This window comes from Pseudomonas sp. RIT-PI-S (assembly GCF_025642975.1).
GTDB lineage: Bacteria > Pseudomonadota > Gammaproteobacteria > Pseudomonadales > Pseudomonadaceae > Aquipseudomonas.
In genome coordinates this window covers 38,026-60,863 of the sequence record NZ_JANZKJ010000003.1, presented here as the reverse complement: position 1 = coordinate 60,863, position 22,838 = coordinate 38,026, and the positions used below count along the sequence as shown (strand labels likewise).

Here is a 22,838-nt window from a genome sequence, read left to right as displayed (position 1 = left end):
CGGCACGTAGTTTGCTGGGAAGTTCTGACAGCGTGTGCGCCATTGTTTTAATGGCACTGGATCAGAGGATTTCCCCGTGTCGGCCATTCTTTCGCTTTTCCGTAGCCGGTTGTTACGCCCCGTATTCCTTGCCCTGGGCGTTGCCCTTTTGGTGCAGGTGTTGGTTGCGTTGGCTCTTACTCGAAGCACGGTCAGTGCGCTCGAGGCCGATCTTGGGGTGCGCTTGGGTGCGGACAGCCAACGCCTGGGAGGTGAGCTGGCCCAAGCCGGGCAAGACTTGACCAGCAGCTTGGACAAGCTCTCTTCCAGTACGCGCCAGCGCCTGGGGGCCGGGCTGTCCAGCCGCCTTACCGATGAACAGAAGCAGGTGCGCGCGACCCTCGAGCACAGCATCAAGGAGTCTGCCAACGACATGGCCGAGCTCTTGGCGTCGGTAGCCCCGAGGGCCATGTGGGACAGCGACATTCCAACCCTTTCCGAATTTGCCCGGCGTGCCCAGCGCAATCCGAACGTGCTGTTCGTCATCTATGACGATGCGAACGGCCAACACCTTACCCGTTACCTGAACCGCGATAACCCGATCAACCAAGCGCTGATCGAAAAAGGCCAGGGCGAACGACCTTTGGACAAAGTACTCGATGCCGCCCGCAATGATCCGGCTGTGTATTACGTCGAAGCCTCTATCAGCCCTAATGGCACCGAGATTGGCAAGGTGCGCATGGGTGTTTCTACGGCCAGCGTCGATGCCCAGCTTGCAGCGCTCGACAAGCGTTTCACTGACCTGATCGCCAGCGGGGACCAATTGGTTGCCGACAGCGTGGCCGGCGCTTCTGCCGAAAGCTCGCGTGTACTGCGCGATCGCCTGCAAAGCGCTCAAGCCGCGGCCCAAGCCATGCAGGCTAATACCCATCAGGCTGTCAGCGAGGCAGCGGGCATTCTGCGCTGGCGCATTGGCGCCGGCCTTGCGGTCGTGGCGCTGGGGGTGTTGCTCGCGCTGGCGGTAGTGCTCGGGCATCGCGTAGTCAGCAAATTGCGTTTACTGATCGGCGCGCTGGATGACCTGGCGGCGGGTGAGGGTGACCTGACAAAACGGGTCGAGCTGTCCAGCAACGACGAAATTGGCGACATGGCTGGCGCGGTGAACCGCTTTGTCGCCAAGTTGCAGCCGATCGTGCGCGAGGCCGGCGATGTCGCCCAGCGTACTGGGCAGGAAATCGGAGCCATGACCCAGCGCAGTGCCGGCGCCGATAAAGCTGCAGAACGCCAGCGTGACGAAGTGGCTGCCAGCCTCCAGGCATTGGCCACAATGGCCGATGAAGCCCAGGCGGAGAGCGTGGCGATGCAGGCGGCCCTCAAGCAGGTCATCGAAATTCGGCAAGCGACGGATGCCAACACCAAAGCCTCGGCCCAGGTAGGGCACCTCATCGAAGCGTTGGCGGGCCAGGTGGAAACGGGTTCACGAGTGATCGAGCGGCTGGCTGAGCAAAGCCAGCAGATCGAGGTTGTGCTGACGGTCATCCATGGCATCGCCGAGCAGACCAACCTGCTTGCCCTCAACGCGGCTATTGAAGCCGCCCGCGCCGGGGAAACCGGCCGCGGCTTCGCTGTGGTGGCCGACGAAGTGCGCGCGCTGGCCAGCAAGACCCAGAGTTCTACTGGCGATATCCAGGCGCATATCGGCGCCTTACAAGCTGGGGCGCGTGAAGCGGTCAGTGCCATCGGCCAGGCGGGGCGCCAGGCGAGTGAAGGGCTGTTGGTGCTGCGTGAGAGCGCCCGGCTGCAACAAACTGTACAGAGCTCAGTGGAGCAGGTGCATGCGGCGATCGACCTGGCCACCCGCGCCGCTCAACATCAGGCACAAGGGGCGCAGGCGGTTAAGGGCCGGGTGGAGGTAATCCATGCCCAGGCCGAGCAGTCGGCCCAGGTGGTATTGGAAACCACGGCGAGCAGTAAAGTGCTGGACCGCCTGGCTCACCAGCTGCGGGCGAGCCTGGGGCAGTTCCGCGCCTAAGCTAGCGCTTGTTGAGGTACATCCGCGTAGTTATCAGGTAAACCGGCAGACCGGAAACCAGGATAAGCAGGGCGGCGAAGGGCGCGGCGGCGGCGAACTCCATGTTCGAGGTATGCGCCCACACTTCTGTCGCCAGGGTCGTCGTACCGGTCGGGCTCAGCACCAGGGTAGCGGTGAGTTCTTTCATGGTGTCTAGGAACACCAGGGCGAAAGCTGCAGCCAGGGCTGGGAAAATGATCGGCAAGGTCACCTTGCAGAATGCCTTGAACGCGCTGGCGCCCAGTGTACGCGCGGCCTCTTCGAGTTGTGGCGCGGCTTTGGTAAGCGCGGTGCGCACCGGCCCTTGGGCTAGGGGCAGGAACAACAGTGCGTAGGCCGCAATCAGCAGGGCGGTGGTTTGGTATAGCGCCGGCACATAATGCAAGGCGAAGTACACCAGCGTCAGCGCGATCACTAGGCCGGGCAGGGCGTGCAGCAGATAGGGCAGGCGCTCGGCCCAGATCGCCAGCGGGCCGCGATAGCGCACCACCAGCAGGCCCACGGGCAGTGCCAGCAACAGCGACACGGCCGCCCCGGCCAGTGACAGCCCCAGCGACGACAGCAGCGCCTGGCCGATGGCGGCCAAAGGGAACGCCGCGGAGCTACCCTGTACCAGCCAATAGCCAAGCATCACCAGCGGCACGCCGCTGCCCAGCACCGCCAGCGTCAGGCAAAAAACCTGCGCGGCGAGCCCCGCCCACGGCGGCAAGCGCATGGGCGGGGCTCGCCGCGCGACCCCCTGGCCGGTGCGCACGTGGCGAGCGCGGCCGCGGACCTTCAGTTCCAACCAAAGAAAGCCTAGGCATAGCACCAGCAGCACGGCTGAAAGCATGGCTGCGTTGGCGTTGCTGAACTCAAGCTCGAATTGCTGGTAGATAGCGGTGGTGAAAGTGCGCACGTTGAGTATCGACAGTGCGCCGAATTCCACCAGCATGTGCAGGGCGATCAGCAAGCTGCCGGCGAGAATGGCCGGCCATAGCAACGGCAGGGTCACGCGGAAAAACAGTTTGCGGCGGCTAGCGCCCAGCAGGCGCGCGGATTCTTCCAGCGAGTGGTCCAGGCCACGCAAGGTTGCCGCTACGGGTAGGAAAACCAGCGGGTATTTGGACAAGCTCATCACCAGAATGGCGCCGCCCAGGCCCTCGAACCCCGCGCTCAACGAAATCCAGGTAAAGCTGGCCACGAATGAAGGCACTGCGAACGGCAGGCACAAGATCACGCCCCAGGTGCGCCTGCCTTGCAAGTTGGTACGTTCGAGCAACCAAGCCAGCAAGGTTCCGGCGACGGCGCAGGCTACGGTCACCCCGGCGAGCAACGTGAGCGTGTTGAGCAACAGCCCATACACATAGGGGCGCAGCAACAGGCGCGAGATGTCATGCCAGCCGGCCTCCGCGGTGCGGATGCTCACGTAGGCCAGCGGCAGCAGGCTCAAGCCCACCAACAGCAGCACCGGAGCCACCAGCCAGGCGGAGGGCCGCTTGCCCTTCGCCTGCCAGGCCTTGTGCGGCAGCTGCGAAATCTGTGCCTGGGCGGTCATCAGTTCAGCCCGACATCACGCTGCATGTCCAGCGCTTCCTCGGCATTGCCGATGTCGGCTGGGGTGATATCCGGTGCTTGCAGTTCCTCGAAGGGCTTGAGGCCTTGATCGGAAACCATGCCCTTGCGCAGCGGGTATTCCGCCTGGGCGCGAGTGATCACCCGCTGGCCTTCTTCACTGGTCATCCACGCCAACAGTTGTTGAGCCTGTTGCGGATGCTTGCTGGCCTTGACGACTGCCGCACTGGAGATGCTTACCAGGGCGCCGGGGTCTTTGTTCTTGAAGTAATACAGGCGCGATTGCAGCTCGCCTTTTTCGCGCTTGAGTGCATACCAGTAGTAGTTGTTCACCAGTACCGCGGCAATTTCGCCGCGTTCCACGGCCTTGATCGCCACCATGTTGTTGGCGTAGGTCTTGCCGTAAGCCTTCAGGCCCGTCAGCCATTCTTCGGCGGCGTCTTCGCCTTTAAGCCTCAGCACGGCAACGGCTTGTTCCTGGAAGGCGCCGCTACTGGGCACAAAGCCGATCTTGCCGTTCCATTCAGGGCGGGCGAAGTCCATGACCGAGGCCGGCAGATCCTTTTCAGCCACCAGGCTGGGGTTATAGGCGACGACTCGAACCCGGGCCGTGATGCCGATCCAGGTGCCATCCTTGGCTACATAGTCGGCGGGCAGGGCGTCGAGAGTGGTTTTGTCAGTGGCCGCCAGAAAGCCTTTTTCGCCCAGCGCATTGAGTGGCGGAGATTCTTCGCTGTAGATCACGTCGGCCGGGGAGCGCTCACCCTCTTCCATAATCTGGCTGGCCAACTGGTTGCTGCTGCCCTTGCGCACGTTCACATGAATACCGGTGCTTGCCTCGAACGCTTTCGCAATGGCTTCACCCAGCTCTTTGTGCTGGCCGTTATACAAGGTGAGTTCTGGGATATCTGCGCCTTGGGCGCAGCTGGCGAACAAGGCCAGCGCCAGAGCAGGCAAGGCGCATAGGCGCAAGAGGGCACGTCGCATCGACATCCGGGCATATCTCCTCGATACAAAAGTGCGGCGATTATAAAGGAGATCGCTTTTCGAATGCGGTTGCAGTGAAGGTTAGGTACTTTACTAGCGCGCACAAAAAAGCCCGCTATTTGCGGGCTCTTTGTAGCGATGACGCTGAATTTGGTGCCCAGGAGAAGACTCGAACTTCCACGGCCGTAAAGCCACCAACACCTGAAGCTGGCGTGTCTACCAATTTCACCACCTGGGCATATCGAAGACTCACGTCGTCGATGGCGCGCACTATACGGCGGTCATATCGGGCTGTAAAGCCCCCTCCCTGAAAAAAGCTGCCAACAGGGGCTGGGCATGAATATGACGGAGAAATACATCTGCGCAAAAATGCAAAAGCCCGCTTTCGCGGGCTTTTGGAACGCAGTGGACTGAGGTAGTCTCGCGTTTGAATATGGTGCCCAGAAGAAGACTCGAACTTCCACGGCCGTAAGGCCACCAACACCTGAAGCTGGCGTGTCTACCAATTTCACCATCTGGGCAAATCGACTACTTGCGTCGTCGATGGCGCGCACTATACGGTTGCCGTATTGCAGTGTAAACCCCTGACCCCAAAAATATTTCCCACCGGTCGGGCGCCCTTTGCAGCCCTTTGAAGCGAGTAACGAGGCAATGCCACGACCAGGCTTTAACGGTCGGAATTTCCCGTTTCAACAGGGGTATGCCAAACTAACTTGCATATCACACAAGGTGAACACTCTCTAATGGCCGATTGGCAGTCCCTCGATCCCGAGGCCGCTCGTGAAGCGGAAAAATACGAAAATCCTATCCCCAGCCGTGAACTGATTCTGCACCACCTCGCCGAGCGTGGTTCCCCTGCGAGCCGCGAGCAGCTGGTAGAGGAGTTCGGCCTGGGGACCGAGGACCAGATCGAAGCATTGCGCCGCCGCCTGCGGGCGATGGAGCGCGATGCTCAGCTTATTTATACCCGCCGTGGCACCTACGCCCCGGTAGACAAGCTCGACCTGATCGCCGGCCGGGTCAGCGGTCACCGTGATGGGTTCGGCTTCCTTATTCCCGATGACGGCAGTGATGATCTGTTCCTGAGCCCGGCGCAGATGCGCCTGGTATTCGACGGCGACCGTGCGCTGGCGCGGGTATCCGGCCTGGACCGTCGTGGCCGCCGTGAAGGCGCGTTGGTCGAGGTGGTCAGCCGTGCCCATGAAAGCATCGTGGGCCGTTATTTCGAAGAGGGCGGTATCGGCTTCGTTCAGGCCGATAATCCCAAGGTGCAGCAGGAAGTACTGGTCACGCCGGGCCGTAATGGTGGAGCGCGCGTTGGCCAGTTCGTCGAGATCAAGATCACCCACTGGCCGACCGCGCGCTTCCAGCCTCAGGGCGATGTGATCGAAGTGCTGGGCAACTATATGGCCCCCGGCATGGAAATCGACGTTGCCCTGCGCAGCTACGATATCCCCCATGTGTGGCCCGAGGCGGTGGAAAAAGAAGCCGCGCGGCTCAAGCCCGAGGTGGAAGAAAAGCACAAGCAGAACCGGGTGGACCTGCGTCACCTGCCGTTTGTCACCATCGACGGTGAAGATGCGCGAGACTTCGACGACGCGGTGTATTGCGAGCCCAAGGGCCGCATCAAGATGTTTTCTGGCGGCTGGCGGTTGTTCGTGGCCATCGCCGATGTGTCCAGCTATGTGAAGATCGACTCCGCACTGGACGCGGAAGCCCAGGTACGGGGCAACTCGGTGTACTTCCCCGAGCGGGTAGTGCCGATGTTGCCCGAAGAGCTGTCAAACGGCCTGTGCTCCCTGAACCCCCACGTCGACCGCCTGGCAATGGTCTGCGAAATGACCATTTCCAAAAGCGGGCAGATGGTCGACTACAAGTTCTACGAAGCGGTTATCCATTCCCATGCTCGCCTGACCTACAACAAGGTCAGCACCATGCTCGAGCATTCCCGCAGCACCGAGGCGAAGGCGCTTCGCGGGGAATATGGCGAAGTGTTGCCGCACCTCAAGCAGCTGTATGCGCTGTACCAGGTGCTGCTTGCCGGGCGCCATGTGCGCGGCGCCATCGACTTCGAAACCCAGGAAACCCGCATTATCTTCGGCACCGAGCGCAAGATCGCCGAGATTCGCCCCACCACCCGCAACGATGCCCACAAGCTGATCGAGGAGTGCATGCTGGCCGCCAACGTGGCCACCGCCGAATTCCTCAAGAAGCACGAAGTGCCTGCGTTGTACCGGGTGCACGATGGCCCGCCGCCGGAGCGCCTGGAAAAACTGCGCGCCTTTCTCGGCGAGCTTGGCCTGTCGCTGCACAAGGGCAAGGAGGGGCCGAGCCCGAAGGATTACCAGGCGCTGCTGGAAACCATCAAGGATCGCCCGGACTTCCACCTGATCCAGACCGTCATGCTGCGCTCCCTGAGCCAGGCGGTGTATACCTCGGACAACCACGGCCACTTTGGCCTCAACTATCCCGCCTACACCCACTTCACTTCGCCGATCCGCCGCTACCCGGACCTGCTTGTGCACCGGGCCATACGCAGCGTGATCCGTTCCAAGCGCGAAACCCCGCATGTGGTGCGTGCCGGCGCCGCTGCAATGCCCAAGGCGCGCATCTACCCGTACGACGAGGCCGCGCTCGAACAGCTCGGCGAGCAGTGCTCGATGACCGAGCGCCGGGCCGATGAAGCCACCCGTGATGTGGTGAACTGGCTCAAGTGCGAGTACATGAAAGACCGCGTGGGCGAAGTGTTCCCAGGCGTGATTACCGCGACCACCGGTTTTGGCCTGTTCGTGGAACTCACCGACATCTACGTCGAAGGCCTGGTGCATGTTTCGGCCTTGCCGGGGGACTACTACCACTACGACCAGGTCCACCATCGCCTTACCGGCGAGCGGACCGGCCGCAGTTTCCGCCTCGGCGACACTATCGCGGTGCGGGTGATGCGGGTTGACCTTGATGAGCGCAAGATCGACTTCGAGTTGGCTGACAAAACCCCTGAGAAGGGCTCCGATAGCAATTCGCGCAAGTCTCGCAAGCCTGCCGATAAAGGGCCTGCGGCTTCCGCCTCCGCGCCGGCCGCTGCCGTGCCACCGGCCGAGCCGGCCCGCCCGCGCAAGCGCAAGGCAGGGAAGGACCCGGCCGTCGACGACGCCTATCGCGCCTCTCATGCCACGGCCAACAACGCCGAAGTGCGCAAGAGCCGCGAAATGAAAAAGGCGCTGATGAGCGAAGCCCGGCATGGCAACCCGGCCAAGGCCGACGCCGCCAAGCCGACCAAGCACCGCAAGGGGCCGCCTAAAGCCGGCTCGCGCAAGACCAAGGCAAGAACATGAGTCAGCTGGAAAAAATCTACGGCGTACATGCCGTCGAAGCATTGCTGCGCCACCATCCTCGCCGGGTCAAGCAGATCTGGCTGTCCGAGGGGCGTAGCGAGCCTCGCCTGCAAGCGCTGTTGGAGCTGGCCGGGCAACATCGGGTGGCGATCGGTGCCGCTGAACGCAAAGAGCTCGATGCCTGGGTCGAGGGCGTGCATCAAGGCGTGGTGGCGGATGTGAGCCCCAGCCAAGTGTGGGGCGAAGCCATGCTCGAGGAGTTACTCGACCGCCACGACGGGCCACCGCTGCTGCTGGTGCTCGACGGCGTGACCGACCCACATAACCTTGGCGCCTGCCTGCGCACCGCCGATGCTGCCGGCGCTCTGGCGGTGATCATCCCTAAGGACAAAGCCGCCACGCTCACCCCGGTGGTGCGTAAGGTCGCCTGCGGCGCGGCGGAAGTCATTCCGCTGGTGGCCGTGACCAACCTGGCCCGTAGCCTGGAAAAACTCCAGCAGCGTGGGCTATGGATCGTCGGCACCGCCGGCGAGGCGGACAAAGAAATCTACCAGCAAGACCTCACCGGCCCACTGGTGCTGGTGATGGGGGCCGAAGGCAAGGGCATGCGGCGCTTGACCCGCGAGCATTGCGACCATCTGGTGAAGCTGCCCATGGGCGGCAGTGTCAGCAGCCTGAACGTCTCCGTAGCCACCGGCGTATGCCTGTTCGAAGCCGTGCGCCAGCGCAAGGGCCGCTGAATGTAGAAGCGGGCAAAACCTGCGAGCCACGGCCTCGGGGTTCGTGGGCAGGCGCCAGCTCCTGCACGCCAAGGCCGTAGCAGCCAGGCTTGCCCGCGATCAGATGCAGCTCCGCGTAATCCCTATCGCCGGCAAGCCGTGCTGCTGCGCGTTAGCGTTTGCGGGCCAACCGTAGAATCTCCTGCAGCAGCCCCCGGCCCCGCGCCGAACTCTTTGGGGCCGGGCGGGGCCCGGAATGAGCGCTCAAGGTTCGCGGGCAGCACCTGTTGGCTTGTTTATGGGGCTGGTCAAATATTCGCCAATTGCCTTGCTTAAGCCCAGCCCCTTCTCTACAATTGCGCCCCTTGCCCAGGTGGCAGGCGTATTTGCGCCCGGCCGAGGCAAGCATCAGAAACATTAACTCCTTGTCTGACCGGTATCCCGGCAGGCTACAACCCGTAAGGAGCATTCATGCGTCATTACGAAATCATCTTCCTGGTCCACCCGGACCAGAGCGAGCAAGTCGGCGGCATGGTCGAGCGTTACACCAAGCTGATCGAAGAAGACGGTGGCAAGATTCACCGCCTGGAAGACTGGGGCCGTCGTCAACTGGCCTATGCAATCAACAACGTTCACAAGGCTCACTACGTGATGCTGAACGTCGAGTGCACTGGCAAGGCCCTGGCCGAGCTGGAAGACAGCTTCCGCTACAACGATGCCGTGATCCGTAACCTTGTGATCCGTCGCGACGAAGCCGTTACCGGCCCGTCCGAAATGCTCAAGGCTGAAGAGAACCGCAGCGAGCGCCGTGAGCGTCGTGACCGTCCTGAGCAAGCTGAAAACGCCGACGGCGATGACAGCGACAGCAGCGACAACAGCGACAACAGCGACAACGCTGACGAGTAATCCACGGATCTTTAGAGGAGCCTGTTAAATGGCACGTTTCTTCCGTCGTCGTAAATTCTGCCGCTTCACCGCAGAAAACGTTAAAGAGATCGACTACAAAGATCTCAACACCCTGAAAGCTTACGTATCTGAAACCGGCAAGATCGTTCCTAGCCGCATCACGGGTACCAAGGCTCGTTATCAGCGTCAGCTGGCTACCGCTATCAAGCGCGCCCGCTTCCTGGCCCTGCTGCCTTACACCGACAGCCACGGCCGCTGATACGGGCTTTGTCGACAAGCAGTAAAGGATAGAGCGCATGCGTGCCTTGGCTGATTTCATCATGCGGGGTCGTATGCAAGCCACCCTGGTGGTGGCTGGATGTGCGGCGTTGCCGCTGTTGTTCTGGTTGAGTGCTGCCGCGGGTTGCCTAGTGCTGCTGCGGCGGGGGCTGAGCGACGCCATTGGCGTGCTTGCCTGGGGGGTGCTGCCGGCGTTGGTCTGGTGGTACTTCGGTGAACCTCGCACCTTGCTGGTGCTGCTCGGTTCACTGGGCCTCGCGGCGTTGTTGCGCGCGGGGTGGACCTGGGACAGGTTGCTGCTGGCGAGTATCGGCCTGGGTGTGGTGTATGGCGTGGTGCTGGGCGCTGTCTTTGGCGAGGCCCTGAACCAGCTGGCGGTGGCGATGAACAGCCACTTGCCCAACCTGCTCGGTGATATCTACCAGCGCTTGTCGCTGGAAGAGCAGGCCCACCTGGAGGCGTTGATCGCCCCGGTACTGATCGGACTGATAGCAGCACTGTTGCAGGCCGTCAGCTTGTTGGCCCTGATGTTGGGGCGCTACTGGCAGGCCGTGTTGTACAACCCGGGAGGTTTCGGGCGCGAGTTCCGCGCCGCGAGGATTCCCGGCGCCATGGCGCTAGCGCTGCTGGCGTGCATGCTGGTTGGGCCGCAGTTTGGCCCGCGGGTGGCGATGTTGACGCCCATCTGCAGCGTGCCGCTGGTGTTCGCGGGCTTCGCCCTGGTGCATGGGCTGGCCGCGCGCGGCAAGCTCGGCCGATTCTGGCTGGTAGGGTTGTACGTCACGTTCCTGCTGTTTATGCAGCTGGCCTATCTGTTGCTCGTGGTCTTGGCCATTGTCGACAGCCTGATTGATTTTCGCGGCCGCCTGGCTCCCGAACAGGGAGATGACCAGGGATCCGCGAACGGTGAAGGTTAAAAGTTAAGAGGTTAATACCAAATGGAACTGATCCTGCTGGAAAAAATCGCCAACCTGGGCAACCTGGGCGACAAGGTAAGCGTAAAGGCTGGTTACGGCCGTAACTACCTGCTGCCACAAGGCAAGGCCACTGCCGCGACCGAAGCCAACCTGGCTGCGTTCGAAGCTCGCCGCGCCGACCTGGAAAAAGCAGCTGCCGACAAGAAGGCTTCGGCTGAAAGCCGCGCTGCTCAACTGGCCGAACTGGAAGTCACCATCACCGCCACCGCTGGCGATGAAGGCAAGCTGTTCGGTTCGATCGGCACCCACGACATCGCTGACGCACTGACCGCCTCTGGCGTGGAAGTGGCCAAGGCTGAAGTACGTCTGCCGAACGGCACCATCCGTAACGTCGGTGAATACGACGTTGCCGTGCACCTGCACAGCGACGTCGAAGCCACCGTTCGCGTTGTGGTTGTAGCTGCCTAAGCTGTTGGTTGGCGTTTGCCAGCCAGTTAACATTGGGCACGGTCCTGCATTGCAGGCCGTGCCCTTTGTTTTTACCGAACCACACTCAAGATTCCGCCGGTTATGAACGAGATTTCGACGCCCGAGCAATACGACCTGCAAACCGCCGCGCTCAAGGTCCCGCCGCATTCCATCGAGGCCGAACAGGCCGTGCTCGGTGGCTTGATGCTGGACAACAATGCCTGGGAGCGGGTGCTAGACCAGGTATCGGACGGCGACTTCTATCGGCATGACCACCGCCTGATCTTCCGTGCCATCGCTCGCCTGGCCGACCAGAACGTCCCCTTCGACGTGGTTACCCTGCATGAGCAACTGGACAAGGAAGGTCAAGCCAACCAGGTAGGTGGTTTGGCTTACCTGGGCGAGCTGGCCAAGAACATCCCCTCGGTCGCCAACATCAAGGCTTATGCGCAGATCGTGCGAGAGCGGGCGACCCTGCGCCAGTTGATCAGCATCAGCAGCGACATCGCCGACAGCGCATTCAACCCGCAAGGGCGTAACGCAGCGGAGATTCTCGATGAAGCCGAGCGGCAGATCTTCCAGATCGCCGAAGCGCGGCCGAAAACAGGCGGCCCCGTGGGCGTGAACGACCTGCTGACCAAGGCCATCGACCGCATCGACACCCTGTTCAATACCGACCAGGCCATCACCGGCCTGTCCACCGGCTATGCCGACCTCGATGACAAGACCAGCGGCCTGCAACCGGCGGACCTGGTGATCGTGGCCGGACGACCGTCCATGGGTAAGACCACCTTCGCCATGAACCTGGTGGAGAACGCGGTACTGCGCAGCGACAAGGTGGTGCTGGTGTATTCCCTGGAGATGCCCGGCGATTCCCTGGTAATGCGTATGCTGTCGTCGCTGGGCCGTATCGATCAGACCAAGGTCCGTAGCGGCCGGCTGGACGACGACGATTGGCCGCGGCTCACCTCCGCGGTGAACCTGCTCAACGACCGCAAGCTGTTCATCGACGACACCGCTGGCATCAGCCCCTCGGAAATGCGCGCCCGTACACGGCGTATCGTTCGCGAGCACGGCGAAATCGCCATGATCATGATCGACTACCTGCAGTTGATGCAGATTCCCGGCTCCAGTGGCGACAACCGTACCAACGAGATTTCCGAGATCTCTCGCTCGCTCAAGGCCCTGGCCAAGGAATTCGGCTGCCCAGTGATCGCCTTGTCGCAGCTCAACCGCTCCCTCGAACAGCGCCCGAACAAGCGGCCGGTCAACTCGGACCTGCGGGAATCCGGAGCGATCGAGCAGGACGCCGACGTGATCATGTTCGTGTACCGGGACGAGGTCTATCACCCCGAAACCGAACACAAGGGCATTGCCGAGATCATCATCGGCAAGCAGCGGAACGGCCCCATCGGCACCGTGCGCCTGGCGTTTATCGGCAAGTACACGCGGTTTGAGAACCTGGCGCCGGGCAGCTACCAGTTCGACGACGAGTAACCGGCAATTGTGGCTTCGCCCGCGCCCACGCTGTAGGGCCGGGTGAAACCCGGGAACGATTCGGCCGGTAAATCCGACAAGAGTGGTCGGATTTGGTTAATTTTTGTGCTAATCTCCGCGGCCGCGAATTCACGCGGGCCATCCGCCACAACCTCGGTTATCGCCATGCAAGCAGCCAAGCCGCTATTCGACTATCCAAAGTACTGGGCCGAATGTTTCGGGCCGGCGCCTTTCCTGCCTATGAGCCGGGAAGAAATGGATCAGCTTGGCTGGGACTCCTGCGACATCATCATTGTCAGCGGCGATGCGTATGTAGACCACCCATCGTTTGGCATGGCGATCATCGGCCGTCTGCTCGAGTCCCAGGGTTTCCGCGTGGGCATCATTGCCCAGCCAGACTGGACCAACAAAGCCGACTTCATGAAGCTGGGCGAGCCGAACCTGTTCTTCGGCGTGGCCGCTGGCAACATGGACTCGATGATCAACCGCTACACCGCGGACAAGAAAATCCGCTCCGACGACGCCTATACCCCCGGCGGCCTGGCGGGCAAGCGGCCTGACCGTGCCAGCCTGGTGTATAGCCAGCGCTGCAAGGAAGCCTACCGCCATGTGCCCATCGTGCTGGGCGGCATCGAGGCCTCGCTGCGGCGCATCGCGCACTATGACTACTGGCAGGACAAGGTTCGCCATTCGATCCTGATCGACGCCTGCGCCGATATCCTGCTGTACGGCAACGCCGAGCGTGCCGTGGTCGAAGTGGCCCAGCGGTTGGCGGCGGGCGAAAAGGTCGAGAGCATCACCGACATTCGTGGCACCGCCTTCGTGCGCCGCGATACGCCGCAGGGCTGGTATGAGGTGGACTCCACCCGGATCGACCGCCCCGGCAAGGTCGATAAGATCATCAACCCCTATGTGAACACCCAGGACACCCAGGCCTGCGCCATCGAGCAGGAAAAGGGGCCGGTAGAAGACCCAACCGAAGCCAAGGTCGTGCAGATCCTCGAAAGCCCGCGCATGACCCGCGACAAAACGGTGATCCGCCTGCCGTCGTACGAGAAAGTGCGTAACGATGCGGTGCTCTACGCCCACGCCAACCGCGTGCTGCATTTGGAAACCAACCCCGGCAACGCGCGGGCGTTGGTGCAGAAACACGGCGAGGTGGATGTGTGGTTCAACCCGCCGCCCATTCCCATGACCACCGAGGAAATGGACTACGTGTTCGGCATGCCGTATGCGCGCATTCCACACCCTGCGTATGGCAAGGAAAAGATCCCGGCCTACGAGATGATCCGTTTCTCGGTGAATATCATGCGCGGCTGCTTTGGTGGCTGCACCTTCTGCTCCATCACCGAGCATGAAGGCCGCATCATCCAGAACCGCTCCGAAGAATCGATCATTCGTGAAATCGAAGAAATCCGTGACAAGGTCCCGGGCTTCACTGGGGTGATTTCCGACCTGGGCGGCCCGACCGCCAACATGTACCGCATCGCCTGCAAAAGCCCGGAAATCGAATCCGCCTGCCGCAAGCCGTCTTGCGTGTTCCCAGGCATTTGCCCGAACCTCAATACCGACCATTCGGCGCTGATCCAGCTATACCGAAGCGCCCGGGCCTTGCCGGGCGTGAAGAAAATCCTCATCGCCTCGGGGCTGCGCTACGACCTGGCGGTCGAGTCGCCGGAATACGTCAAGGAGCTGGTCACCCACCATGTGGGCGGCTACCTGAAGATCGCCCCGGAGCATACCGAGGAAGGCCCGCTCAACCAGATGATGAAGCCGGGCATCGGCAGCTATGACCGCTTCAAGCGCATGTTCGAGAAGTACTCGAAAGAGGCGGGCAAGGAGCAGTACCTGATCCCGTACTTCATCGCGGCACACCCCGGCACCACCGATGAAGACATGATGAACCTGGCGCTGTGGCTCAAGGGCAACGGCTTCCGCGCGGACCAGGTGCAGGCGTTCTACCCCTCGCCCATGGCCTCGGCTACGGCGATGTACCACTCGGGCAAGAACCCGCTGCGCAAGGTGACCTACAAGAGCCCCGCAGTGAGCATCGTCAAGAGCGAGGCCCAGCGCCGCTTGCACAAGGCCTTCTTGCGTTATCACGACCCCAAGGGCTGGCCGATGCTGCGCGAGGCGCTTGAGCGCATGGGCCGCGCCGACCTGATCGGCCCAGGCAAGCATCAGTTGATTCCGGCGCATCAGCCTGAGGTGGATACCTACACCAGTGCGCGGCGCAAGAACTCTACCCCGGCGGGCAGTCACAAGGTTGGCCGCGAGCAGCGGATCCTTACCCAGCATACCGGCCTGCCGCCCCGTGCCAGCGATGGCAGCAAGCCTTGGGACAAGCGCGAGGAAGCCAAGGCCGCGGCCCAGGCGCGCCGCGATCAGGCGGCCCGGGCTGGCAAGGGGAATGGCAACGGCAAGAAGAAGCCCAGCCGGCAACCGGTGATCCCACGCTGATCACGGCCCTTCGAACAAGGTGAAGCTGCCGGGCGCGAGCGCATGCTGGAACGCTTCGATGCCGGTCAAGCAAGAGGGGCAGGCCGGCCGTTGCGTATAAAGGACGGCTCGCCGTACCGCTTGGTGGTCGATGGGGTGATTGGTCAGGTGCACCAGGATGTTGCGCTCCGAATCCAATGTCCGGGGGTTTTCCAGATAGTGCATGAAAGTGCTGCGTTTATTCAGGTCGGGTAGCCACACCACCGAGGTGTACTGGATGGTTCTGGGTTGGCAATCGATATACCGCACGCCCCCAGGGGAAACCTTCGCCAGCCCTTCTTCGCGCCATCCCGCTGGCAGGGTATTAGCCAGAGGCAGGGCACTCTCGCTTCTCCTGAGCCCCGACAGGCTGAAATAGACCTCTTTCAATGGCTGCCCATCCTTGACCAATTCCACGGCCAGGTATGCCAGGTTGCGAGTGCCGAGCGCGGCGCGCAGCCGTGCCGGATCGTAGAGGTCGGCGACGCCGAACTGCCCAGGTCGAACGAATAGCTCATTGACCTGAGCCGCAATCGCCTCCAACTGCTGCAGGGGCGTATGCGGCGTGAGTGCATGGATGTAAGTAGCGTTTTCACGGATAGCCTCGACCACCGCTCGCCTGGCATAGCGGTTATACAGCACGGCCATTTTCCGCGTGGTGGCCAGCTCGAAGCGCTCAGTGAAGAAGGGCGCGATTGCTTCCTCCCGCGCGGCCACCACCTCATCACTGAGGTTGGCCAGTGCTTCGTTCATCCGTGCCTCGCCTTGCCGCGCGATCAGCCTGTTGGCATCCAGTGAGCCCACATAGATATTGGCAAGGTGGTCGTCGTCGGTGTACGTCGTTACGTTTTCAGGCTCGCGCGTCAGCGACAGCTTTTCAAGTTGCAGGGCATCTCCATCGGCCAGGCTCGCGGCATAGAACAAGTCTTTGTCCACCCGGGTAACCAGGCGCAGCGTAGCGCTGGGTCGGTGGCGCACGACCACGGCAGACACTTCGCGGCTATCGCTAACACCTGGTATCAGGCCCTCTTCAATACGGATGCGCTTGAAGATCTGGTTTCCGCCAAGCAACCGCGCAGCCAGCCTGGGCTTGTAATCGCCATAGCGGACAACCCGGCGTTCGATGCGTAGTTCGTTGCCGACAATGCGATGAACCTGGCGGCCATGAACGAGCCGGCCTCCCTGGGCGTTTATCTTGAAGTGCTCGAACCAGCTGACTGGGCCTGCTTCGGTCGCCGTCACGGCTTCAAGCCCATGATAGTTGCGGGTGGCGAAGGTGTTGTTTGCGACGCAATCCAGCCCAGGTGTGCGGGCGCGTCGGCACGGCAATGGCCAGAGCTGAGGCTCGGGCGCCCATTCACGCTGACGTATCAAGGCTATTTCACCGCTCGCCGCCCGCCCTTGACGATAGGGCGTGCCGCCAAGCATTAGCGTCAGCTCGTCATCCTGGCGAAACCACTGTATCGCCAGCCCCGAATGATCCAGCTCGATAGCGGGCCGGCCGAATTTCGTGACGATGGGCAATACGTCCGGCGCGACGAATAACCGATCCCCAGGCGCGGACAGAGGAAGGGCGGGGCCAAAGGGAAGCAGGTTTTGGGCATCGACCAAAAGCAGGCCCTTCGAATCACCGAGCGCCGTAGATACTGCGATTTCAAGTTGCATTCCTAACCGGGCGGCTTTTAAAGACTCACCCGACGCCTCGGTGATTACCCCGCCCAATACCTGGGTCGACGTAGGTAAAACTTGCCTGGCGAGGCCGTCCTGGGCTCGCAGCGATCGGGCCAAGGCAGTGTTTGCGGCGTCACCGGCCAACGCGAACAGCCGTGAAAGTTCTTCTGCCGATGAAGGCGCGGAAGCTGCAAGGCTACTTCGAGCTGTAGCGGAAAGGCCCCCTAACTTGCGGATGGCCCACTTTGCGGTGGTATGGAATGTTGTTTTTGCCAGCCGGGCGGTGGTCGCCACCAACTTCGCAGCAGGAAGTGCAGTGGTGAAGGCATCGAACGTCAGGCCATACAGCCCATCCTTCAAAGCGCCATAGTCGCCGGTTTCGCGCCACTGCTGGATGTTTTCGATCGAGGACCAGAAGGGTACCAACGCCTTGACGATACCTAGCAGCCGGCTCGGTCGCTCCGAAGGTACTTGGCCTCTTGCGGTGTCGCGCAGGGCGGGCATGCCTGCGGCGAAGAAGGTGTGAGCGAAGGTGTGCGCCAAAGCCTCCAGCCGAGGCCGTGATTCGCTTTGGTGCGCATCGAACGTTGCAACGCGGGTGAGGATAAGCTGGCCGTGGGCTTCTGGCCGTGGCGGTACGCCGGTCGAGTACGCTTGCCAGTCAAGCGGTAGGTCAGTCGCCAGCCGATAGACAAAGCTGTAGTGGTTGCCATAGACGGGGCCACTGCCTTTGCCGGTGTCATACACCTCGCCCCCTATGACCAGATCATTGATGTCATCGCGACGCCCCAGCCAACCCGCGCCTGGGAGCCATTCATAAACATATCGGCGGCCTTCGAAGTCACTGGTCATGACAACGCCGCCTCGGCCGGTGGAGGCGATGATCAGCGGATGGGCCGCATCGTTATAGGCCTCAACGCTTAAGGCTTCCTCCCGTACCGAGTACATCTGCACAACGCCGTGGGTAAGAATCGAGCGGTTTTCGGCATCCAGCTCATCCAGTAAAGCGCTGGCCAAATCCCGAATCGCAAGCACTTGCTGGTCAGCCCAGCGGGTGAATGCGCTGTCGAACTGAGCAGAGATATCTTCGAACTGCTTCGGCCAACGGCTTCCAAAGAATGGCCGAGTACTGAAGGGGGTCCATGCCAGAGGATCTTCCAGCAACGCCCCGGTAGCTACCAAGTCCCGCAGCGAGCGGTTGAAAAAACCCACCGCCAAGCTGTTGGGTATGCACAGTTCATCCGGATCCAGCGCGTGCTCGTAAAGGTACAGGTCGACCAGCTCCAACCGTTTGGGCATGGGACGAGACAGCGCCTGCGCGGCTGAATGGAGCCGCGCGTGCCAGCTTAGGTAGGCCTCGACCGCGCGGGCGTAACCTTCCAGCGTTGGGAGCACGGTGCCGCCGCTATTGACCTGTGCATTGGCCCAATGCCACGCCGGCTCGGCCAGGCAACTCAAGTACTGGGCGCGGGCGGTCGTGTGGTCAAAGGCGGCCACGCGTTGGGCTGCCTTCAGTAACTGCTGGTAGGGCAACCGCTCCAATGCCGCCGGCGCTAGTACATTCACCAGCCTGGCGGCCTGCGCGATTTCTACCCAAGCGCTGCTGCTCAAAAAGGGCAGGGAGGCTGGCAAGGTCGGGCAGCGCAGTTCAGGTGGCATGTTCGCGCGCAAGCAATACAGCGCGAAGGTGGCCACGCTCCTGTCCGCCACGATGCCGGCTTCCACCCAGTACGCCGCTAGCGCCTGCAGGATGTGAGGGAAGGTCTTGCCACGGTAGGCCGGGCTGTAGATCTTGAAGCCGGCAAGGTTGCGGTGAGGGTCCAGGTGCAACGCAACGGCCTTGCGCAACAGCCGTGAAATCACCCGAGGAGAGGTCGGCGACCTGGCGTCTCCGGCATACCATCCCAGCTGGTCCAGCAAATGCCGAACGAACGAACCGTCCAATGCGCGAGCGGTCACGTAGGCCATCAAAGTGGCTGGCAGCCGTGCAATGCGCGCTGTGCTGTAATTTTCCAGCACTTCGTCCGCCAGCAGGCTGAGCAGGTCATGGCGTTCACCTTCGGTGTACTCGGCGCATACTGCCTTTATGGCTTGCTCGTCCACGGGCCCAAGCCAGCAGTCGATATTGGGCGCTTGGGCATCAAGCGCGGCCAGCCGCTCTTCTCGTTGTTGTTCTAGCCTGTCCAAGGCAACCCTGAGTCCTGCATGATCGATAACGTTATTCAGCCCTTGCTGCTGCAGATAGTCGGTGACCGACACCCGTTGTACTGCGCTCGGGTCATCAGGGTCAGGCGCCTGTGGATAGAACAAGGGTTCGCCGAGTCGAAGGTGGGCCCGCGGTGTTTTCAGCAAGCGGTGGCCAAAGGTGATGAAGCGGTCCAGGCGGGTCAGTTTGGCATCGGCCCAGGGCGCTAAAGGAGATGGCTGGTACGGCGGTATGGCGTTCATTGCAAGGACCTCTCGATTCAGGAGAGCCGAGCACAGCACCGGACAGCTCCGGTCTTGAGGCGCATATCTATCGGCTGCGCCGTTGCGGTGCAGTACCGCGAACCCAATGCAGGGCCGGTGTCGCCAGAAAGGGTGCGTGAGGTGTGGTGGCGCCGAGCAATAAGGGCGGTTGTGCATGGCACAACTCTTGCGCTGTTCTTGAACCGCTTTACCTTGCAGGAGGCACGCTGTGTCGATTCATGTTGCGTTGAACCACGTCACGGATTACCGCTACGACCGGGCGGTAGAGCTTGGGCCGCAGATCGTTCGCCTACGCCCCGCGCCCCACAGCCGCACGCGGATCCTCTCGTACTCACTCAAGGTCCAGCCGGAAAACCACTTCATCAATTGGCAACAGGACCCCCAAGGCAACTACCTGGCGCGGCTGGTCTTCCCGGAAAAAACCGAGCGGCTGCGCATCGAGGTGGATCTGGTCGCGGAAATGGCGGTGTTCAACCCCTTCGACTTCTTCCTTGAACCCTATGCCGACACCGTCCCGTTCAGCTACGCAGGCGATGAGCGCCGCGAGCTAGCGCCCTACCTGGAAAAGCTGCCGCTGTCGCCGCGCCTGGCCGCCTATATCGAAAGTATCGAGCGCGAGCCGCTGCCAACCGTGGAGTTTCTGGTGCAGCTCAACCAGCGCATCAGCCAGGATGTGGAGTACCTGATCCGCATGGAGCCGGGGGTACAGCCGCCCGAGCAAACGCTTGAACTGGGCCGAGGCTCATGCCGGGACTCAGCCTGGCTGCTGGTGCAAGTGCTGCGCAACCTGGGCCTGGCGGCGCGCTTCGTCTCTGGCTACCTCATCCAACTGACGGCAGACGTCAAGGCGCTGGACGGCCCCGCTGGTACCGACGTGGACTTCACCGACCTGCACGCCTGGTGCGAGGTTTACCTGCCAGGCGCCGGCTGGATTGGCCTGGATGCGACTTCGGGGCTGTTCGCCGGCGAGGGCCATATTCCGTTGGCCTGCAGCCCGGACCCAACCTCTGCGGCGCCCATCACTGGCAAGGTGGAGCCCTGCGAATGCGACTTCGCCCATGCCATGTCGGTGCGGCGTATCTGGGAAGCGCCCAGGGTGACTCGGCCTTACAGCGATGAGCAGTGGCAGGCGATTGTTGCCTTGGGCGAGCGCATCGATGGCGACCTGCAAGCCGGCGACGTGCGCTTGACCATGGGCGGCGAGCCGACCTTTGTGTCGATCGACCATCCGGACGGCGCGGAGTGGAACACCGCAGCGCTCGGCCCGAACAAGCGCCACCTCGCCTGCGAGCTCTACCAGCGCCTGCGTGAACGCTATGCGCCTGACGGCCTGGCCCACTTCGGCCAGGGTAAGTGGTACCCCGGCGAACAACTTCCGCGCTGGTCGCTCAACGCCTTTTGGCGGGCCGATGGGCAGCCGATCTGGCGTAACCCGCAGTTAATCGTCAGCGAGCAGGAAAACTATGCCGCCGACGCCGAACTTGCCGCGCGTTTTCTGGTGCAGGTGGCTGAGCGCCTGGGCTTGCCTGGGGACTATGTGTTCCCCGCGGTGGAAGACAGCCTCTATTACCTCTGGCGAGAGGGCACCCTGCCGGCCAACTTGACCGCCACCGATGCCCGCCTGGCCGACGAACTGGAACGCCATCGCCTGCGCAAGGTATTCACTCAGGGGCTGGACAAGGTGATCGGCCATGTACTGCCCCTGGCCCGCACCGCTACCCAAGACCGCTGGCACAGTAGCCGCTGGTTCCTGCGCGACGAGCAGTGCCGGCTGCTGCCTGGCGACTCGGCGCTGGGCTACCGGCTGCCGCTCGGCTCGTTGCCCTGGGCAGCGGAAAGCGATTATCCGTTTGTCCATGCCGCGGACCCTAACCAGAGCTTCCCGCCCTTGGCCATGCAGCCATCCGCCCCCGCTGCGTACAGCCAACTTCGCGGCAGCGCTCCACAGGCGGGTGAATCGGCCGGCTGGATCGCTCGTACCGCCCTGTGCGCCGAAGCCCGGGAGGGCCGGCTATATCTGTTCATGCCACCGCTGGAGCGGCTGGAAGACTACCTCGAACTGGTGGCCGAGATAGAAGCGGTCGCCGAGGCGCTGCGTTGCCCGGTGCTGCTCGAAGGCTACGAGCCACCGCAGGACCCACGGCTGTGCAACCTGCGCATTACGCCAGACCCCGGTGTGATCGAAGTGAACGTACAGCCATCGGCCACCTGGGCAGAGCTGGTCGAGCGCACCGAATTTCTCTATGAGCAGGCACGGCTTACCCGCCTGACCAGTGAAAAATTCATGGTCGATGGCCGTCACACCGGCACCGGCGGCGGCAACCACTTGGTGCTCGGCGGCGCCACCCCGGGCGACTCACCCTTCCTGCGGCGGCCAGACCTGCTGCGCAGCCTGATCAGCTACTGGCACGATCACCCTTCGCTGTCTTACCTGTTCTCCGGGCTGTTCATCGGCCCTACCTCGCAGGCACCACGGGTGGACGAGGCGCGCAACGATGCGCTCTATGAACTGGAAATCGCCTTCTCCCTGATGCCCGCCCCGGGCGAGGCAGTAGCGCCGTGGACAGTCGATCGGTTGCTGCGCAACCTGTTGGTCGATGTGAGTGGCAACACCCATCGGGCCGAGTTTTGCATCGACAAGCTTTACTCCCCTGACAGCGCTAGCGGCCGCCTGGGCCTGCTGGAGCTGCGTGCCTTCGAGATGCCACCGCACGCCCGCATGAGCCTGGCCCAGCAACTGTTGCTACGGGCATTGGTGGCGCGCTTCTGGCGCGAGCCCTACGCACCGGCGCGGTTGACCCGCTGGGGGACCGAGCTGCACGACCGCTTTCTGTTGCCGCACTTTATCGCCCAGGACTTCACCGATGTGCTCGGCGAGCTGTCGTTGGCCGGGTATGCCTTCGCGCCCGAATGGTTCGCCCCACACATGGAGTTCCGCTTTCCCAAAGTCGGCGATTACGCCGTGGCCGGCATCGAGCTGGAGCTGCGCCAGGCGCTGGAGCCTTGGCACGTGCTGGGCGAGGAGGGCACGGCCGGCGGCACTGTGCGCTACGTGGATTCATCACTGGAGCGCTTGCAGGTCAAGGTCAGTGGCATAGCGCCGCAGCGGTATGTGCTGACTTGCAACGGCGTGCCGGTACCGCTGCGCTCGACCGGGCGCGTGGGCGAGTTCGTGGCCGGGGTGCGTTACCGTGCCTGGCAGCCGGCCAACGCACTGCAGCCGACCATCGCCGTGCATGCGCCGCTGGTGTTCGACCTGGTAGACACCTGGACCCAGCACTCCATGGGTGGTTGCCAATACCATGTGACGCACCCCGGCGGGCGGACCTACGACACCTTCCCCGTCAACGCCAACGAAGCCGAAAGCCGCCGGCTGGCGCGTTTCTTCCGGCTCGGCCACACTCCCGGGACGATCGAGCTGCCGCCTCTGCACGTTGACGACGAGTTTCCGTTGACCCTGGATATGCGCCAGTTCCGTTAAGAGAGGCAAATCATCTGTAGCCGAGCATCG

The 22,838-nt window shown here is 62.3% G+C and carries 13 protein-coding genes and 2 tRNA genes; 10 read left to right on the top strand and 5 right to left on the bottom strand.

All coding sequences use genetic code 11. From position 1 onward, the window contains the following. Window positions 1-76: 76 nt before the first annotated feature. Complete coding sequence (locus OGL93_RS06295; RefSeq protein ID WP_263261578.1) at window positions 77-2,011, top strand: methyl-accepting chemotaxis protein; 1,935 nt, start codon at window positions 77-79, stop codon at window positions 2,009-2,011. 1 nt (window position 2,012) lies between these two features. Here OGL93_RS06295 and OGL93_RS06290 read toward each other — a convergent pair whose 3' ends face one another. The 4 genes from OGL93_RS06290 to OGL93_RS06275 all read right to left on the bottom strand — a co-directional run bounded on the left by OGL93_RS06290 (window position 2,013) and on the right by OGL93_RS06275 (window position 5,112). Continuing rightward, entirely contained in the window at window positions 2,013-3,587 is a 1,575-nt protein-coding gene (locus tag OGL93_RS06290) for an iron ABC transporter permease (protein WP_263261577.1), read from the bottom strand. Beyond that, window positions 3,587-4,597 (bottom strand): iron ABC transporter substrate-binding protein, encoded by a 1,011-nt coding sequence (locus OGL93_RS06285; protein ID WP_346659633.1) that lies wholly within the window; start codon window positions 4,595-4,597, stop codon window positions 3,587-3,589. The genes OGL93_RS06290 and OGL93_RS06285 overlap by 1 nt, the downstream gene beginning before the upstream one ends. 145 nt (window positions 4,598-4,742) lie before the next feature. Further along, a tRNA-Leu gene (locus tag OGL93_RS06280) sits at window positions 4,743-4,829 on the bottom strand. 196 nt (window positions 4,830-5,025) lie between these two features. Beyond that, a tRNA-Leu gene (locus tag OGL93_RS06275) sits at window positions 5,026-5,112 on the bottom strand. A gap of 222 nt (window positions 5,113-5,334) precedes the next feature. On the opposite strand from OGL93_RS06275, the gene rnr reads away from it, so the two are divergent. From rnr to OGL93_RS06235, 8 genes are all read left to right on the top strand, one after another. Further along, window positions 5,335-7,923 (top strand): ribonuclease R, encoded by a 2,589-nt coding sequence (rnr, locus tag OGL93_RS06270; protein WP_263261576.1) that lies wholly within the window; start codon window positions 5,335-5,337, stop codon window positions 7,921-7,923. After that, window positions 7,920-8,663 carry a 23S rRNA (guanosine(2251)-2'-O)-methyltransferase RlmB gene (gene rlmB / locus OGL93_RS06265; protein WP_263261575.1) on the top strand — a complete coding sequence of 248 codons (744 nt, stop codon included), beginning with the start codon at window positions 7,920-7,922 and terminating at the stop codon, window positions 8,661-8,663. The genes rnr and rlmB overlap by 4 nt, the downstream gene beginning before the upstream one ends. A gap of 450 nt (window positions 8,664-9,113) precedes the next feature. Then, on the top strand, window positions 9,114-9,548 hold the full coding sequence (rpsF, locus tag OGL93_RS06260) for a 30S ribosomal protein S6 (RefSeq protein WP_263261574.1): 435 nt from the start codon (window positions 9,114-9,116) through the stop codon (window positions 9,546-9,548). Window positions 9,549-9,576: 28 nt separating this feature from the next. Beyond that, window positions 9,577-9,807 carry a 30S ribosomal protein S18 gene (rpsR, locus tag OGL93_RS06255; protein WP_040260021.1) on the top strand — a complete coding sequence of 77 codons (231 nt, stop codon included), beginning with the start codon at window positions 9,577-9,579 and terminating at the stop codon, window positions 9,805-9,807. A 37-nt stretch (window positions 9,808-9,844) separates the two neighbouring features. After that, a complete protein-coding gene (locus tag OGL93_RS06250; protein WP_263261573.1) occupies window positions 9,845-10,744 on the top strand; it encodes a hypothetical protein in 900 nt (299 codons plus the stop codon). A 21-nt stretch (window positions 10,745-10,765) separates the two neighbouring features. Beyond that, window positions 10,766-11,212, top strand: coding sequence for a 50S ribosomal protein L9 (rplI, locus tag OGL93_RS06245; RefSeq protein WP_263261571.1), 447 nt, complete (start codon window positions 10,766-10,768; stop codon window positions 11,210-11,212). Between the two features lie 102 nt (window positions 11,213-11,314). Then, entirely contained in the window at window positions 11,315-12,709 is a 1,395-nt protein-coding gene (gene dnaB, locus OGL93_RS06240) for a replicative DNA helicase (RefSeq protein WP_263261570.1), read from the top strand. 165 nt (window positions 12,710-12,874) lie between these two features. Beyond that, window positions 12,875-15,169 (top strand): YgiQ family radical SAM protein, encoded by a 2,295-nt coding sequence (locus OGL93_RS06235; protein ID WP_263261569.1) that lies wholly within the window; start codon window positions 12,875-12,877, stop codon window positions 15,167-15,169. On the opposite strand, the gene OGL93_RS06230 is transcribed toward OGL93_RS06235, so the two are convergent. Then, window positions 15,170-19,306: a hypothetical protein gene (locus tag OGL93_RS06230; RefSeq protein ID WP_263261567.1), complete on the bottom strand. Its 4,137-nt coding sequence runs from the start codon at window positions 19,304-19,306 to the stop codon at window positions 15,170-15,172. Window positions 19,307-19,535: 229 nt separating this feature from the next. Here OGL93_RS06230 and OGL93_RS06225 point away from each other — a divergent pair, with 229 nt between their 5' ends. Continuing rightward, window positions 19,536-22,808, top strand: a complete 3,273-nt coding sequence (locus OGL93_RS06225; protein WP_263261566.1) for a transglutaminase family protein — start codon at window positions 19,536-19,538, stop codon at window positions 22,806-22,808. The last annotated feature ends 30 nt before the right edge of the window (window positions 22,809-22,838 follow it).

What these genes read in the sequence shown, in the direction of transcription:
- OGL93_RS06230 (WP_263261567.1), bottom strand. Translation starts at nt 19,306, where the DNA reads ATGAACGCCATACCGCCGTACCAGCCATCTCCTTTAGCGCCCTGGGCC.
- rplI (WP_263261571.1), top strand. Translation starts at nt 10,766, where the DNA reads ATGGAACTGATCCTGCTGGAAAAAATCGCCAACCTGGGCAACCTGGGC.
- OGL93_RS06250 (WP_263261573.1), top strand. Translation starts at nt 9,845, where the DNA reads ATGCGTGCCTTGGCTGATTTCATCATGCGGGGTCGTATGCAAGCCACC.
- rlmB (WP_263261575.1), top strand. Translation starts at nt 7,920, where the DNA reads ATGAGTCAGCTGGAAAAAATCTACGGCGTACATGCCGTCGAAGCATTG.
- rpsF (WP_263261574.1), top strand. Translation starts at nt 9,114, where the DNA reads ATGCGTCATTACGAAATCATCTTCCTGGTCCACCCGGACCAGAGCGAG.
- OGL93_RS06235 (WP_263261569.1), top strand. Translation starts at nt 12,875, where the DNA reads ATGCAAGCAGCCAAGCCGCTATTCGACTATCCAAAGTACTGGGCCGAA.
- rpsR (WP_040260021.1), top strand. Translation starts at nt 9,577, where the DNA reads ATGGCACGTTTCTTCCGTCGTCGTAAATTCTGCCGCTTCACCGCAGAA.
- OGL93_RS06290 (WP_263261577.1), bottom strand. Translation starts at nt 3,587, where the DNA reads ATGACCGCCCAGGCACAGATTTCGCAGCTGCCGCACAAGGCCTGGCAG.
- rnr (WP_263261576.1), top strand. Translation starts at nt 5,335, where the DNA reads ATGGCCGATTGGCAGTCCCTCGATCCCGAGGCCGCTCGTGAAGCGGAA.
- dnaB (WP_263261570.1), top strand. Translation starts at nt 11,315, where the DNA reads ATGAACGAGATTTCGACGCCCGAGCAATACGACCTGCAAACCGCCGCG.
- OGL93_RS06285 (WP_346659633.1), bottom strand. Translation starts at nt 4,597, where the DNA reads ATGTCGATGCGACGTGCCCTCTTGCGCCTATGCGCCTTGCCTGCTCTG.